Source organism: Streptomyces sp. NBC_01257 (genome assembly GCF_035917255.1).
Classification (GTDB): domain Bacteria; phylum Actinomycetota; class Actinomycetes; order Streptomycetales; family Streptomycetaceae; genus Streptomyces.
This window is the reverse complement of the sequence record NZ_CP108472.1, coordinates 2091852-2106473: the sequence shown is the minus strand read 5'-3', so window position 1 is coordinate 2106473 and position 14622 is coordinate 2091852. Positions and strand designations below refer to the sequence as shown.

Annotated in this window: 12 protein-coding genes; 6 read left to right on the top strand and 6 right to left on the bottom strand. The window is 72.9% G+C overall.

Annotation, left to right across the window (positions count from 1 at the left end):
* Window positions 1-25 precede the first annotated feature (25 nt).
* Window positions 26-901 carry an alpha/beta fold hydrolase gene (locus tag OG408_RS08730; RefSeq protein WP_266777066.1) on the bottom strand — a complete coding sequence of 292 codons (876 nt, stop codon included), beginning with the start codon at window positions 899-901 and terminating at the stop codon, window positions 26-28.
* Window positions 902-1319: 418 nt separating this feature from the next.
* Here OG408_RS08730 and OG408_RS08725 point away from each other — a divergent pair, with 418 nt between their 5' ends.
* Window positions 1320-2405 carry a S1 family peptidase gene (locus OG408_RS08725; RefSeq protein WP_266777065.1) on the top strand — a complete coding sequence of 362 codons (1086 nt, stop codon included), beginning with the start codon at window positions 1320-1322 and terminating at the stop codon, window positions 2403-2405.
* Window positions 2406-2475: 70 nt separating this feature from the next.
* Here the strand turns inward: OG408_RS08725 and OG408_RS08720 are convergent, their stop codons facing one another.
* Together OG408_RS08720 and OG408_RS08715 are read right to left on the bottom strand one after the other, a co-directional pair.
* A complete protein-coding gene (locus OG408_RS08720; RefSeq protein WP_266777064.1) occupies window positions 2476-2973 on the bottom strand; it encodes a phospholipase in 498 nt (165 codons plus the stop codon).
* A gap of 146 nt (window positions 2974-3119) precedes the next feature.
* Entirely contained in the window at window positions 3120-4166 is a 1047-nt protein-coding gene (locus OG408_RS08715; protein WP_266777063.1) for a DUF3533 domain-containing protein, read from the bottom strand.
* A 155-nt stretch (window positions 4167-4321) separates the two neighbouring features.
* On the opposite strand from OG408_RS08715, the gene OG408_RS08710 reads away from it, so the two are divergent.
* The 3 genes from OG408_RS08710 (at window position 4322) to OG408_RS08700 (ending at window position 9884) form a co-directional block, all read left to right on the top strand.
* The gene (locus OG408_RS08710) at window positions 4322-7807 is read left to right on the top strand and encodes a DNA polymerase III subunit alpha (RefSeq protein WP_326669222.1); all 3486 of its coding nucleotides are present in this window, start codon (window positions 4322-4324) and stop codon (window positions 7805-7807) included.
* Window positions 7804-8802 (top strand): DNA polymerase Y family protein, encoded by a 999-nt coding sequence (locus OG408_RS08705; protein ID WP_326669220.1) that lies wholly within the window; start codon window positions 7804-7806, stop codon window positions 8800-8802. The genes OG408_RS08710 and OG408_RS08705 overlap by 4 nt, the downstream gene beginning before the upstream one ends.
* 188 nt (window positions 8803-8990) lie before the next feature.
* A complete protein-coding gene (locus OG408_RS08700; RefSeq protein ID WP_266777060.1) occupies window positions 8991-9884 on the top strand; it encodes an esterase/lipase family protein in 894 nt (297 codons plus the stop codon).
* 25 nt (window positions 9885-9909) lie between these two features.
* Here OG408_RS08700 and OG408_RS08695 read toward each other — a convergent pair whose 3' ends face one another.
* Window positions 9910-10935 carry a lytic polysaccharide monooxygenase auxiliary activity family 9 protein gene (locus OG408_RS08695; protein ID WP_326669217.1) on the bottom strand — a complete coding sequence of 342 codons (1026 nt, stop codon included), beginning with the start codon at window positions 10933-10935 and terminating at the stop codon, window positions 9910-9912.
* Between the two features lie 229 nt (window positions 10936-11164).
* On the opposite strand from OG408_RS08695, the gene OG408_RS08690 reads away from it, so the two are divergent.
* Window positions 11165-12643 carry a trifunctional class I SAM-dependent methyltransferase/NUDIX hydrolase/VOC family protein gene (locus OG408_RS08690; RefSeq protein WP_266777058.1) on the top strand — a complete coding sequence of 493 codons (1479 nt, stop codon included), beginning with the start codon at window positions 11165-11167 and terminating at the stop codon, window positions 12641-12643.
* 81 nt (window positions 12644-12724) lie between these two features.
* Here the strand turns inward: OG408_RS08690 and OG408_RS08685 are convergent, their stop codons facing one another.
* Window positions 12725-13222: a DUF402 domain-containing protein gene (locus OG408_RS08685; RefSeq protein ID WP_326669213.1), complete on the bottom strand. Its 498-nt coding sequence runs from the start codon at window positions 13220-13222 to the stop codon at window positions 12725-12727.
* Window positions 13203-14123 carry a GNAT family N-acetyltransferase gene (locus tag OG408_RS08680; protein WP_326669212.1) on the bottom strand — a complete coding sequence of 307 codons (921 nt, stop codon included), beginning with the start codon at window positions 14121-14123 and terminating at the stop codon, window positions 13203-13205. The genes OG408_RS08685 and OG408_RS08680 overlap by 20 nt, the downstream gene beginning before the upstream one ends.
* Window positions 14124-14192: 69 nt before the next feature.
* Between OG408_RS08680 and OG408_RS08675 the strand changes: the two genes are divergently transcribed.
* Window positions 14193-14567 carry a GntR family transcriptional regulator gene (locus OG408_RS08675; protein ID WP_266777055.1) on the top strand — a complete coding sequence of 125 codons (375 nt, stop codon included), beginning with the start codon at window positions 14193-14195 and terminating at the stop codon, window positions 14565-14567.
* Window positions 14568-14622 lie beyond the last annotated feature (55 nt).

Genomic DNA, 14622 nt, shown 5'->3' with positions numbered 1-14622 from the left:
CCACCGGGCCGGACGCTCCCGCCGCTCAGCCTCCCGACGTATCCAGCAGCCAGGTGAGGATGCGGGGGAGGGCGTGCAGCGCGTCGAAGTGCGCGGCCGCCGGTTCCACCACGACGGTGGCACCCGGGATGCGGCTCGCCAGCCAGCGGGTGTGCCCGACCGGTGAGAACACGTCCTTCTCGCCGTGCCACAGCAGCACCGGACCGGTGATGTCGGCCGGGTCGAACCCCCACGGGTGGCTGAACGCGAGTGCGTCGTCGATCCAGCCGTACGCGGAAGTGCGCAGCCCCTCACGGTAGTTGCGCAGCAGCATGGTGCGGACGCCGGCGTCGTTGACCACCATCCGGTCGGAGTCGGTCAGCTCCCGGCGCAGATCGTCGATCAGCCGGACCGGGTTCTTCCTGATCACCGCGGACCGTGAGATGAACGATTCCGCGAGCCCGTCCGGGTCGGCGGTCGCCGTGGTGTACGCCAGCACGTTGGAGGCGGCCATCCCGTCGAACCAGTCGAGCCCTTCGGCGTCCCGGGGCGCCAGCCCGACCAGGGCGGCGGTACGGGTGACCCGCTCGGGCATCAGCGCCGCACAGGCCAGGGCGTGGCAGGCGCCACCGGACCGCCCCACCACGGCGAACCGGTCGAGTCCGATGTGGTCCGCGATCGCCCGTACGTCCTGGACGGCATCGGCGACACAGCGGCCCGGAAGCCGGTCGGAGTCGCCGTATCCCGGCCGGTCGTAGGTGATCAGCTGGGTCTTTCGCTGGTACAGCACCATGCCGCGCGGTGCCGGCCCGAGTCTGCTGCCGGGCATCCCGTGCAACAGGAACACCGGTCTGCCGCGGGGATCCCCCAGCCGCTCCACCACCAGTTGACGTCCGTCGGCCGCGCGCACCCGACTGCGCACTACGTGCCTCCTCGCGATCCATGCGGACACGGCGTGTCCGGCTTTCCCCGCACCATCCGATGATGACCCATCAGAGCCGTTACCGGGATGGCGCGTGGGGAGAATCCGGGAGGCTCCGGGGGAGCGGACGGGTGCGGAGCGCCGGGGATGCGCCGGGAATCGGATCCGCAGAGGCGAATACCGGACAGGACTAGTCCTCACCCAGTGCCGACCGGGCGGTTGCACGGGGTGTTCGCAGAAGGAACCGACGAGGCCCGACCACCGGTAAGTGAACGTGTCACGACCGAACAGGTGGTGTCGTGTGTGCGTCCTGAAGTCGGCCTTGTGTGCTATCTGGACGGTCGGAATAGTGGGCGCCCCATCCTCCGTGTACGGGCGACCCCACATCATCCGTGCGCGGCCCCACAGGAGGTCGAAGTTGAAGCATCGACGCATGTCCAGGAAGCGCGCAGTGCTGGCCGGCTCGGCAGTGGTCGCCCTGGTCGCCGCAGGAGTGACGTTCCAGAGTGCGAACGCGAGTGACGACATACCGCAGTTCACCGCCCGGACGCTGAACGCGGCGGCGGCCGGAAAGCTCGCCACCGGTCTCGGCAAGGACCTGGGCACCGACGCAGCGGGCGCGTACTACGACGCCTCGTCGAAGAACCTCGTGATGAACGTGGTCGACGAGGCCGCCGCGGAGCAGGTGCGGCAGGCGGGCGGCAGGGCGAGAGTCGTGCAGAACTCGCTGGCCGAGCTGAAGTCGGCCCGGCAGACCCTGACCGGCAAGGCCACGATCCCCGGCACCTCGTGGGCCGTCGACCCGGTCAGCAACAAGGTGGTCGTCACCGCGGACCGCACGGTCAGGGGCGACGCCTGGCAGAAGCTCAGCTCGGTGGTCGAGGGGCTGGGCGGCAAGGCCGAGCTCAAGCGGTCCGCCGGGGAGTTCAAGCCGTTCATCGCGGGCGGCGACGCGATCTGGGGCAACGGCGGGCGCTGCTCGCTCGGCTTCAACGTGGTCAAGGACGGCGAACCGTACTTCCTGACCGCCGGTCACTGCACCGAGGCGATCTCCAGCTGGTCGGACTCCCAGGGCGGCGCGGAGATCGGTACGAACGCCGGTTCGTCGTTCCCGGACAACGACTACGGCCTGGTGAAGTACACCTCGGACACGGCGCACCCCAGCGAGGTCGACCTCTACGACGGCTCCACCCAGCCGATCACCAAGGCGGGCGAGGCGACCGTGGGGATGACGGTGTCGCGCAGCGGCTCCACCACCCAGGTGCACGACGGCGAGGTGACGGGCCTGGACGCCACGGTCAACTACGGCAACGGCGACATCGTCAACGGGCTGATCCAGACGACGGTCTGCGCCGAGCCCGGAGACAGCGGCGGTTCGCTCTTCGCCGGTGACACGGCGATCGGTCTGACCTCGGGCGGCAGCGGCGACTGCTCCTCGGGCGGCGAGACCTTCTTCCAGCCGGTGCCGGAGGCGCTGTCCGCCTTCGGGGCCGAGATCGGCTGACCTGTCTGGACCGTTTCCGTGCGGTGACGAGTGGCCCCCGGCTGTGCCGGGGGCCACTCGGCCGTGCGGGTCAGGCGGCCCGGGCCGGTCTGCGGGAGTCCGTCTTCGCGGGTGCGACACCGAAGATGTCGACCGCGTGGTAGTACGTCCAGGCCGTCGCGTTGCACGAGGTCAGCGTCGCGCCGGAGTAGGCGGAGCACACCCGCTTGAGATCCGCGTAGAGCGCGGAGTCGAGGCGGGCCTTGTTGGCGGAGAACGTGCCGGCGGCCTTGTAGTTCCGGTAGCCGAAGTCGTGCCGGGCGCAGGCCGTCTGGAAGGGGAAGCCGAACGGGTTGTCGGGCGAGGTGCTGCAGTAGTCCGTCGACCAGTCGAAGCCGTAGGCGGCCCAGGCGCCCTGGTTGTTGCGGGCGGCGTTCCAGGTGTTGTAGCTGGCGGCGCTCGTCTGGGTCCAGGAGCTGAGCACCTGGGGCTTGTCCGCGGGGGCGGCCGAGGCGGATGCGGCGGGCAGCAGGGCGAGCGGCAGCGACAGGGCTACGGTGCCGAGTAACGCGGCGACATGGCGACGCATGGACAACCTCCGTGGGGTGAGGGGAGCCGTGTGGTCCCGCTCCTCTCGTGCGAGGCGCGGGATCACCCCAGGATGCCGTCATGTACCTGCCATGCCTAGTCATTGTGTCAACTCGACGCCGGGGGTTGGGGCGCCGTTCTTCTCCGCTACGCCGCTGTCGAGCCGCCGCCCGCCGCCCCCGCGAGCGGGGCGTCCGCCGGCTCCGGCTTCCTGCGCATCGCCATCAGCAGGGTGATGACCGTGCCCACCACCGCCCACGCGGACAGCACCAGCAGCGGTCCGGTCACCGCGTTGCCCTTGAAGTACGCGATCGAGCGGGCCACCCAGGTGCCGGCGCCCGGTGGCAGTGCGGGGCCGATCGCCCGCCAGAAGTCCGGCAGCATCGGGAGCGGGAAGGCGCCGCCCGCGCTCGGGTTGCCCGCGATCACCACGATCAGGACCGCCAGGCCGATGCCGACGATGCCGGTGAGCGCCTGCAGGGCGAGCGTGATCATGCCGACCGCGAAGACGGTCAGCGCGCCCAGGCCCGACAGCCCCCAGAAGGATCCGGGCAGGGCTCCGAGGATCGGGCCGATGATGACGGCGCCGCCGATCCCGCCCGCGATCGAGTACAGCGCCATGACGCCGGTCCGGATCACCGCGCGCTGACGGTTGGCGGGGCGGGAGCCCGCGCTGATCGCCAGGATCGAGGCGCAGAGGTAGCCGCCCACGCACCAGCCCACGACCAGGTAGAAGGACGAGAGTCCGTCGAAGTCCTGGTCCGACGCCGGGGCCACGTCCACGGAACGCACCGTGCGGCGCTGGGTGAGATCGACCTTCTTGATGATCTCCGTCAGCGAGTTGGCCAGGACGGTGCCGCCGCCGGAGGCGACCAGCACGGTGTCGGTGGTGCCCCGGGGGCTGACGATGAGGGCGCCGTCGATGTCCCGGTCCAGGATCTGCCGGCGGGCGGTGGCCGCGTCGGTGACGGTGCGGGGGTCGAGGGGGCCGCCGGGGAGGTTCTTCAGTTCGGTGACCAGCTGGGCGGACACCTGCTGGGGTGCGACGACACCGAAGGGGACGTCGGTCGGCTTCGGGTTGTGGAGCGCGCCGATGTAGGACGCGATGAACAGCAGCTGCAGCGCCAGTACGCCGATGACGAGCAGCGCGGCTCGCGGAGTGACGGCACTCTTCACCTCGTCGACGAAAGTCATGCCCCCACGGTCCGGGGTGCCCGTCGTCCCCGCAGTCGGGGCCGGGCCGAATGGCTGAGAGGTGGCCCGCCTCTCAGGTATCGCACGAATGTTCGAACGTGGTCTATGGTGGAGAGCGAGGGGGTGGTGAGTACGGATCGGTTCAGGAGGTGCAGGTGCCCGGGTTCACGCATCTGCATACCGTTTCCGGGTTCTCCCTGCGGTACGGGGCCTCGCACCCGGAGCGGCTGGCGGAGCGCGCCGCGGAGCGGGGGATGGACGCTCTCGCGCTGACCGACCGGGACACCCTGGCGGGTACGGTCCGGTTCGCCAAGGCCTGTGAGCGGGAAGGGGTGCGGCCGCTCTTCGGAGTGGATCTCGCCGTGGCCCCCGCCGGGCGGGCGGAGGGCGACGGGCGTACGTACCGGCTGCGGACCCCGGTCCGGGGCGGTGCCTTTGTCGATGAATCCGCCCCCCGGGTCACCTTCCTCGCCCGTGACGGCGCACAGGGCTGGGCCGAGCTCTGCCGGCTCGTCACCGCCGCCCACGCCGCCGTGCCCGAGGGCGGCCGGCCCCTGGTCGGCCGGTCCGCACTGCCCGCCGAAGGGCTCACCGTGCTGCTCGGCCCCGACTCCGAGGTGGGCAGGGCGCTGGCCGCCGGCCGCCCCGACCGGGCCGCCGTCCTGCTCGCCCCCTGGCGGGAGGTGTACGGCGACGACCTGCGGCTCGAAGCCGTCCACCACGGCCGGGACGGCACCGGACCCGGTTCGCTGCGGCTCGCCGCCCGTACCGTCGGCTTCGCCGCCGAACAGGGGATACGGGCCGTGCTGACCAACGCCGTCCGGTACGCGGATGCGGGGCAGGGCCCGGTCGCCGACGTACTCGACTCCGCCCGCAGGCTCGTCCCCGTCGACCCGCGCCGCGCCCCGCTCGACAGCGGCGAGCGCTGGCTCAAGGACGCCTCCGCGATGGCGGAGACCGCCGAGCGGATCACCGCCGCCGCCGGGCTCGGCCCCGGTGCCGGGGCGCGGCTGCTCGCCGAGACCCGGCACACCGCCGACGCCTGCGCCGTCGACCCCGAGGACGACCTCGGCCTCGGCTCCGTCCACTTCCCCGAACCGCACCTCGTCGGCGCCGGCCGCCGCACCGCCCAGCGGGTGCTGGCCTCCCGCGCCGCCGCCGGCATGGTGCTGCGCGGCTACGACCGCAGGCCCGGTTACTGGGACCGGATGCACCACGAGCTGGACATCATCGCCCACCACGGCTTCGCCTCGTACTTCCTGACGGTCGCCCAGGTGGTCGACGATGTGCGGGAGATGAAGGTCCGGGTGGCCGCCCGGGGTTCCGGGGCCGGCTCCCTGGTCAACCACCTCCTCGGCATCGCCCACGCCGACCCGGTCGAGCACGGGCTGCTGATGGAGCGCTTCCTGTCCAAGCGCCGCTTCGTGCTGCCCGACATCGACATCGACGTCGAGTCCGCCCGCCGCCTCGACGTCTACCGCGCGATCATCGGCCGCTTCGGCGCCGAACGGGTCGCCACCGTCGCCATGCCCGAGACCTACCGGGTGCGCCACGCCATCCGCGACGTCGGCGCCGCCCTCTCCATGAACCCCGCCGAGACCGACCGGCTCGCCAAGGCCTTCCCGCACATCCGGGCCCGCGATGCGCTCGCGGCCATGGAGGAACTGCCCGAGCTGCGCGAGGTGGCGAGGACGAAGGAGAAGTACGGACGGCTGTGGGAGCTGGTCGAGGCGCTCGACGCGCTGCCGCGCGGCATCGCCATGCACCCGTGCGGGGTCCTCCTCTCCGACGCCTCGCTGCTGCGCCGCACCCCCGTCATGCCCACCAGCGGCGAGGGCTTCCCGATGGCGCAGTTCGACAAGGAGGACGTGGAGGACCTCGGGCTGCTCAAGCTCGACGTGCTCGGGGTGCGGATGCAGTCGGCGATGGCGCACGCGGTCGCGGAGGTGCGGCGGGCATCGGGCGAGGAGGTGGACCTGGACGGTGTGCCGCCGGGTGACCCGGAGACGTACCGGCTGATCAGGACCGCCGAGACGCTGGGCTGTTTCCAGATCGAGTCGCCCGGCCAGCGCGATCTGGTCGGCAGGCTCCAGCCGGCGGATTTCCACGACCTGGTGGTCGACATCTCGCTGTTCCGGCCCGGTCCGGTCGCCGCCGACATGGTGCGCCCGTTCATCGAGGCCCGGCACGGCCGGGCGCCGGTCCGCTATCCGCACCCCGATCTGGAGGGGCCGCTGCGCGACACGTACGGCGTGGTGGTCTTCCACGAGCAGATCATCGAGATGGTCGACATCATGACCGGCTGCGGCCGGGACGAGGCCGACCGGGTCCGGCGCGGGCTCTCCGACCCCGAGTCGCAGGGCCGGATCAGGGTCTGGTTCGCGCAGCACGCGGCGGCGCGCGGGTACGGCGCCGAGGTGATCGCCCGTGCCTGGGAGATCATCGAGGCGTTCGGCAGCTACGGCTTCTGCAAGGCGCACGCGGTCGCCTTCGCCGTGCCCACGTACCAGTCGGCCTGGCTGAAGGCGCACCACCCGGCGGCCTTCTACGCCGGACTGCTCACCCATGACCCCGGGATGTACCCGAAGCGGCTGCTGCTCGCGGACGCGCGGCGGCGCGGGGTGCCGGTGCTGCCGCTGGACGTGAACCGGTCGGCGGCCGTCCATCGAATCGAACTGGTGTCCGGCGAGGGAGGGGGAGGGGAGTCCTGGGGGCTGCGGCTGGCGCTCTCCGACGTCCATGGGATCAGCGCGGCCGAGGTCGCCCGGATCGAGGACGGGCAGCCCTACACCTCGCTGCTGGACTTCTGGCAGCGGGCCCGCCCGGGCAAACCCGCCGCCGAACGGCTGGCCCAGGTCGGCGCGCTGGACGCGTTCGGCGCCAACCGCCGCGATCTGCTGCTGCACCTGTCCGAACTCCACCGCGCCCAGCGCGGCGCGGGCTCCGGCGGCTCCGGCGCGCAGCTGCCGCTCGGCGGCGGCCACCGCACCGGCTCCATCGGCCTGCCCGACCTCAACGAGGCGGAACGGCTCAGCGCCGAACTGGGCGTGCTGAGCATGGACGTCTCACGCCATCTGATGAGCGATCACCACGCCTTCCTGAAGGAGCTCGGCGCGGTCTCGGCCAAGCGGCTGCGCGAGGCACGGCACGGGGACACCGTGCTGGTCGCGGGCGCCAAGGCGGCCACCCAGACCCCGCCGGTCCGCTCCGGGCGCCGGGTCGTCTTCACCACCCTGGACGACGGCACGGGCCTGGTCGACCTGGCCTTCTTCGACGACAGCCACGCCGCCTGCGCGTACACCGTCTTCCACTCCTGGCTGCTGCTGGTGCGCGGAGTGGTGCAGCGGCGCGGGCCGCGGAGCCTGAGCGTGGTCGGCGCGGCGGCCTGGAACCTGGCCGAGCTGGCCGAACTGCGGCGCACCGGAGGGCTCGACGCGGTCGCGGCCAGGCTGGCGGAGGTGCCCGCTCCGGAGAAGGAGGAGGGCGCCGCGTCCGACGAGGCCCCGGCCGCCGACGACGGCCGCCGGATCCGGATGCCCACCGGCTACGAGATGAACCCCTGGTCCGACCTCCAGCCGCCCGGCGAAGGGGCGCCCACCGGAAGGAAGCTGTGGCACCAGAGCCCGGGGAGCGCGGGATGAGCGAGCAGCCGGGTGTTCTCTGTCTGCGGTTCCGGCGGATCGGCGGCGGCCCCCCGGACGGTGCGGGCTACGCGGGGCTGCTCGCCCTGCTCGGTTCGTTCACCCCGCTCGTCGAGGCGGCGCCGCCCGACGGGGCGCTCGCCGATGTGCGGGGCGCGCTGCGCTACTTCGGCCGGGACGTGAAGGGGCTGGCCTCGGTGATCCGGGTCCGCGCACTGGCGCTGCACGGGGTGGACTGCGCGATCGGGGCCGCGGAGAACCCGATGCTGGCCCGGATGGCGCTGCGGCAGGCCGCGCCCGGGACGACCTTCGTGGTGCCGGCCGGCGAGGCCGCCGCCTTCCTCGCGGACCGGCCGGCCGCCGCGCTGGACGGCGTCGGGGCGGCGACGGCCCGCACCCTGTGCGGATACGGGCTCGACTCCGTCGGCCGGATCGCGGCCGCCCCGCTCGGCACCCTGCAACGGATCACCGGGGTGCGGACCGGGCGCGAGCTGTGGGAGCGGGCGCACGGCATCGACCGCACGACGGTCGTACCGAACGCCGCGGCCCGCTCGCTCGCCGCCGACCGGACCTTCCCGCGCGACGAACTGGACCGGGAGCGGCAGCGGCGCGCTCTCATGTCGCTCACCGAGGAACTGGGGGCGAGGATGCGCGGCGAGGGACAGGTGTGCCGCTCGCTCGCGGTCTCCGTGCGCTACGCCGACCGGACCGGTTACTCGACGCTGACCCGCAGCCGTACGCTCCCCGAGCCCACCGCGCACTCCGCGGAACTCACCGCGCTCGCCTACCGGATCCATGACTCGTTCGCCCTGCAGCGGGCCCGGGTGCGGGGGATCGCCCTGCGCGCCGAGGGGCTCGGCGACGCCGGCCGGGCCGCGCACCAGCTGACCTTCGATCCGGTGGACGAACGGGCGCGGCGGATCGAGGAGGTCGCGGACCGGCTGCGGGAGAGATTCGGGCCGCAGGCCGTGATGCCGGGGCGACTCGCGGCCTGACCTGCGCGTAGACGGCCGTTCTGCGGCTACCGTTGATGCGGCGTCAGTTTTTACCGACGCGTAACTTCCCAGGTAACCTTACTCATGCGTAAGTTGGCCTGAGTACACAGAACGTCATCAGAACTTGTGGTCCGGGCCGCAGGGTGCACAGACATCGCAACTCCCTTGAGCCGCAAGGAGACCACACGATGCTGCCCTGGACCCGTGCGCCGCGCACCCCACGTGCGCGCAGAGCCCTCACCGCACTGCTCCTCGCCGTCGCCGCAGTCGCCACCCCCACGGCCACTGCCGCTGCAGCCGCCCCCACCGCCGCCACGGCCACCTCCCGTGGCTGGAACGACTACTCCTGCAAGCCCTCCGCCGCCCACCCCCGGCCCGTCGTCCTGGTCCACGGGACCTTCGGGAACTCGGTCGACAACTGGCTCGTCCTCGCCCCCTACCTGGTCAACCGGGGCTACTGCGTCTACTCGCTCGACTACGGGCAGCTCCCCGGAGTGCCGGTCTTCAACGGCCTCGGCCCGATCGACAAGTCGGCCGGACAGCTCTCCGCCTTCGTCGACAAGGTGCTCGCCTCCACCGGGGCGCCCAAGGCCGACCTGGTCGGCCACTCCCAGGGCGGCATGATGCCGAACTACTACCTGAAGTTCCTCGGCGGAGCGGCCAAGGTGAACGCCCTGGTCGGGATCGCGCCCGACAACCACGGCACCACGCTCCTCGGCCTGACCAAGCTGCTGCCGTACTTCCCCGGCGTCGGGGACCTGCTCAACGCCGGCACCCCCGGACTCGCCGACCAGGTCGCCGGATCGCCCTTCGTGACCAAGCTCAACTCGGTCCCCGACACCGTGCCCGGCGTGCACTACACCGTCATCGCGACCAGGTACGACGAGGTCGTGACCCCGTACCGGACCCAGTTCCTGGACGGGCCCGACGTGCGCAACGTCCTGCTCCAGGACCTGTGCCCGGTCGACCTGTCCGAGCACGTGGCGATCGGCACCATCGACCGGATCGCCTACCACGAGGTGGCGAACGCCCTGGACCCGGCGCGCGCCACCCCGACCACCTGCGCCTCGGCCATCGGCTAGGGGCTGCCCCTGGCCGGACCGCCCGTCAGAGTCCGCGCCGGGCCGCTGCGGCGGCCCGGCGGCGGACCGAGAGCAGCAGCGCGACCGCACCCAGGGCGATCGTGGCCGCGCCGCCCATGGCCAGATGACGCGTGGCGGCGCTGCCGCCCGTCTCGGCGAGCCGGTCCGGGCCCGCGACGGGGACGTCGTCCGAAGCGCTGTCCGGTTCCGGGGCGTTGGCCGGGGCCGTCGCACCCGTGGCCTCGGTGACGGCCGCGCCCGTACCGGCGTCGTCGTCACCATGGCCGCCGTGCTCGACCGAGGACTTCCCCTCGCCCTCGGTGATCTCCTGCTCGGAGGGCGCCGACGCGGCCGGTGCGGGGACGGCGGCGACCGATCCGCTGCCGCTCGCGGCGCCGCCGCCCGAACCGCCGAAGACCACGTCGGAGCAGGCGTAGAACGCCTCCGGGGAGTCCGAGCGCTGCCAGACCGTGTAGATCAGCTGACGCCCCGAACGCTCGGGAACGGTGCCGTCGAAGACGTACGAACCGTCCACCAGCCGCGGGTCGGTGGCCTCGGCGAACGGCTTCGCCTCCAGGTCCGACCACTTCAGCGGCTTCGCCGGGTCGTAGGAGGCCGTGGTGAGGTAGAGCGCGAAGGAACCCCTGTGCGGCGCGGTGGCCCGGAAGCGGAAGGTGTGCGGCCCCGACTTCAGATCGGTGGCCGGCCAGTCCGCGCGCGGCAGATCCAGCCCCTTGAACTTGTCGTTGCCCGCACTGCACAGCTTGCCGTCCGGGATCAGCTGCCGGTGGTTCCCCGCCGCGTCGGCGATGTTCACACCGTTCCAGTCGTACAGCGCCTGAGTGCCGCCCGCCGCGACCGCGGCCACGCACGCGGCGGACTCCGGGTGCTCGGGACCCTCGGCGAAACAGGCCGAGACCCGGCTGACCGGGTCCGTCAGCGAGCCGTGCGCCGAGGCCGGAGCCGCGGCCAGAGCGGTGAGGACGAGCGGCGTCGCACCGAGGGCGACGACGGCGGCGGCCCTGCGGCGGGCGGGGGTGATGGCGGGCATGGCGGGGTACTCCTTCAGCGGTCCAGGTCTGTGTGCGGGGCGTCCCGGGAACAGCAAGCTAGCCTCCGGCCGGCCCCGGAAAGCCCGCGTGAAGGGCCTGGTGGCGATCGTTATGACGGGCTTAAGGGGCCGCTCACGGACGCTTAAGACCGGCGGCCCGCGGCCCAGGACCGAGCGGGCTTCCGGGGAGAGGGCCGCCGCTGTCAGTGACAGCTGGCACGATCGGTCCATGACGACGATCGACTGGGATTCAGCCGCCGGTTCCTTCGACGAGGAGCCGGACCACGGTCTGCTCGATCCCGTGGTCCGGCACGCCTGGGCACAGCGGCTGGAGAGCTGGCTGCCCTCCGGGCGTTCCGAGGTGCTCGACCTGGGGTGCGGCACCGGCAGCCTGTCGCTGCTCGTCGCCGGACAGGGCCACCGGGTCACCGCGGTGGACCGCTCGCCGCGCATGGTGGAGCAGGCGCGCGCCAAACTGGCCGGTACGGGCACCGAGGTGCTGACCGGGGACGCCTCCGCGCCACCCGTCGGCAAGCAGCGGTTCGACGTGATCCTCGCCCGGCACGTGGTGTGGCTGCTCCCCGACCCGGCGGCCGCCCTGCGCCACTGGTTCGGCCTGCTGCGGCCCGGCGGCAGACTGGTCCTGGTCGAGGGCGTGTGGAACGGGGTCGGTCTATCCGCCGCCGAACTCACCGCGCTGCTCGCCCCGTTCACCGAGCGCGTCCACCACGAGCGGCTCTCCGGCGACCGGGACCTGTGGGGCAAGGACGTCGACGACGAGCGCTACGCCCTGGTGGCCCGGGCCGAACCCCCGCGCCGGCACACCGAGGTCGTCGACGTGCACCTGATCCTGCGCCGCGGCTCCGACGTCCTGCTCGCCCGCCGGGCCGGCACGGGATACGCGGACGGGCTGCTGCACGCCCCGTCCGGGCACGTGGAGGACGGCGAGGACGTCCGCGAGGCGATGATCCGCGAGACGGCCGAGGAGATCGGCGTCGCGCTCGAACCGGAGGAACTGCGGGTGGCGCTGGTCATGCAGCACCGGGGGCCGGGCGGCAGCCCCCGCACCGGCTGGTTCTTCGAGGCGGCGTACGACCCGGACCGGCCGCCGTACAACCGCGAACCGGACAAATGCTCCGAGCTGGCGTGGTATCCGCTGGACGCCCTGCCGGACGACATGGTCGCCTACTGCCGCGCCGGTCTCGACGGCTACCGGGCGGGGGACCCGTTCCTGATCCACTGGCACGAGGACGGCGACACGGTCGCGTTCGCGCCCCGGGGTGTCCGCCGGGCCGTGTCCCTGCCGGCCGGCGGGGCCCGCACCGGGCGGCTGCACCACATCGAGCTGTGGGTGCCCGATCTGACGGCGGCCGCGGCCGGCTGGGGCTGGCTCCTCGGCGAGCTCGGCCATCTCCCGTACCAGCAGTGGGCGCACGGGCGCAGCTGGCGGCGGGGGGACAGCTATGTGGTGGTCGAGCAGTCGCCCGATCTGGCACCGGGGGCGCACGAGCGACGCCGCCCCGGCCTCAACCACCTGGCGTTCCACGTCGAGGACCGGGCCACGCTCGACGCCCTGGTGGCCCGGGCCCCCGACCACGGCTGGCGGCTGCTGTTCGCGGACCGCCATCCGCATGCGGGCGGCGACGGGCACGTCGCCGCCTATCTGGAGGACGCGGCGGGGTACGAGGTGGAACTGGTGGTGGGCTGAGGGGCTCGGGGCCCGTCCGGCGGACCTTGGCCGGGGTCGCGGCCGGCCCTGATCAAGCCGGACGGGCCCCGGCCGGGCTTCTCAGCCCAGCAGTCCGGCGAACCCCTCCTCCGTGCGGGCCAGCCGCTCCAGCTCGTCGAGTGCCGCGACCGCGGCCTTCGCCGCCTCCGGGTCGCGCCCGGCCAGGCCGCTCTCCTCGAACTCGTCCTCGTCCAGCCGCAGTACGCCGGAGCGGTCCGCCGGCACCCACAGATCGAGATCCAGGTCCTCGACGAGCAGCTCACCGTCCCGCAGCACGGCCGGACGGGTCACATCGCAGTACCAGCCCTTGAGCTCACCCGCACCCGTGCGGACCTCCTTCACCGCGAACCACGCGTCACGCCAGTAGTACTCGGTGAAGACGTCACCCGGCTCGAACCGTACGAAGCCGAAGTCGCGGACGCCGGGGGCGGCCCAGGGCGCCCGCACCGTCACCCGGGTGCCGTCGTCGGCGACCAGGGCGGCGGGATACCGGATCTTGGTCTTTCCCGCCTTGACCAGGACTACCGTCAGTCCGGCGTCAGCCGAGCCTGCGGACATGGCGCACCTCCGTGGCACAGAGTTCGTAGCCGAACCAGCGGTTGACCGCCAGCATCGGACCGTTGTCGGCGTCGTTGCCGGTGAACGCGTCGGTGTACCCGGCGGCGCGCGCCCGGTGCAGCGAGTCGTTCTTCGCGAGCTTCGCGAGGCCGCGGCCGCGGTAGGCACGGCGGGTGCCGGTCATCCCCGACCAGTAGCGGCTCGCACCGTCGGTCTGCGCCGCGCTGAACGCGGCCACCTGACCGTCGGCCACGACGACCGAGGTGAGGTGGTGGTCGAGGCAGGGATTGCGCCAGGTCTCGCCCAGCCACTCCTCGTAGTCCGAGAGCTGGGCCGGCGTGTCGCTGGGCTCGTCCGCGGTGGTCTCGGCGTCCGCCTCGAAGAGCGGGCGCGGGTCGTCGGCGAAGTCGGCGGCGGTACGCAGTTCGACACCGGCCGGGAGCTCCTGGCGGGGCGGCAGTGTGCCGCCCGCCAGGTCGAGACGGAAGAAGTACGCGGGCCGGCTCGGCGCGTAGCCGTGCTTCGCGGCGAACGCCCGGTCGCCGGGGGTGTCCAGCACCCAGGTGTAGACGGCGGTCGCGCCGGCCAGGGCCAGGTACTCCTCGGCGGTGCGCAGCAGCAGCGAGCCCGCGCCCCGTCCGGTCCGCTCCGGATGGGTGTACGGATTGCAGAACGCCTGCCCCGGCTCGGGGCTCTCGTGCGCCAGACCCACCTGGGCCGTCCCGATGATCTCGCCGTCCTCCTCCGCGACCAGCATCCGGTAGCGCTTGTCTGGATGGGCGGCTTCCAGCTCGAAGACCACGCTCTCCGGCGTCATGACCATGAACGGGAGGGCGGCGCGCCGCACCCGGACCCAGTCCTCGGCGTCGGCGGGCCGGAAATCGCGCACGATGACAGTCATGGGCCGGACCGTACCCGCAGGTCCGGCCGGTCCGCCCCCGAATTTCCGGCGGTGGGGCAGAATCGGCCCGTGACCCTGAAGATCGCAGTGGACCCGGATTCCGGCACCGCCCCGTACGAGCAGCTGCGCACGCAGATCTCCGAACTGGCCCGATCGGGCGCGCTGCCGGTCGGTTACAGACTCCCGACCGTACGCGGCTTCGCCGAGGAGCTGGGCCTCGCCGCCAACACCGTCGCCAAGGCCTACCGGGCGCTGGAGGCGGACGGCGTGATCGAGACACGGGGGCGCAACGGGACGTTCGTCGCCGCCGCGGGCGACGCGGCCGAACGCAACGCGGCGTCCGCGGCCCGCGAGTACGCGGAACAGGCCCGGCGGCTGGGCATGTCCCGGGCGCGGGCACTGGAGCTGGCGCAGGACGCGGTGCGGGCGGTCTACGCGGGCTGAGGCGGGGCGGATCCCGCCGGGCCCGCCCGCGGAGTCCCGGGGGCAGAGACCCGCC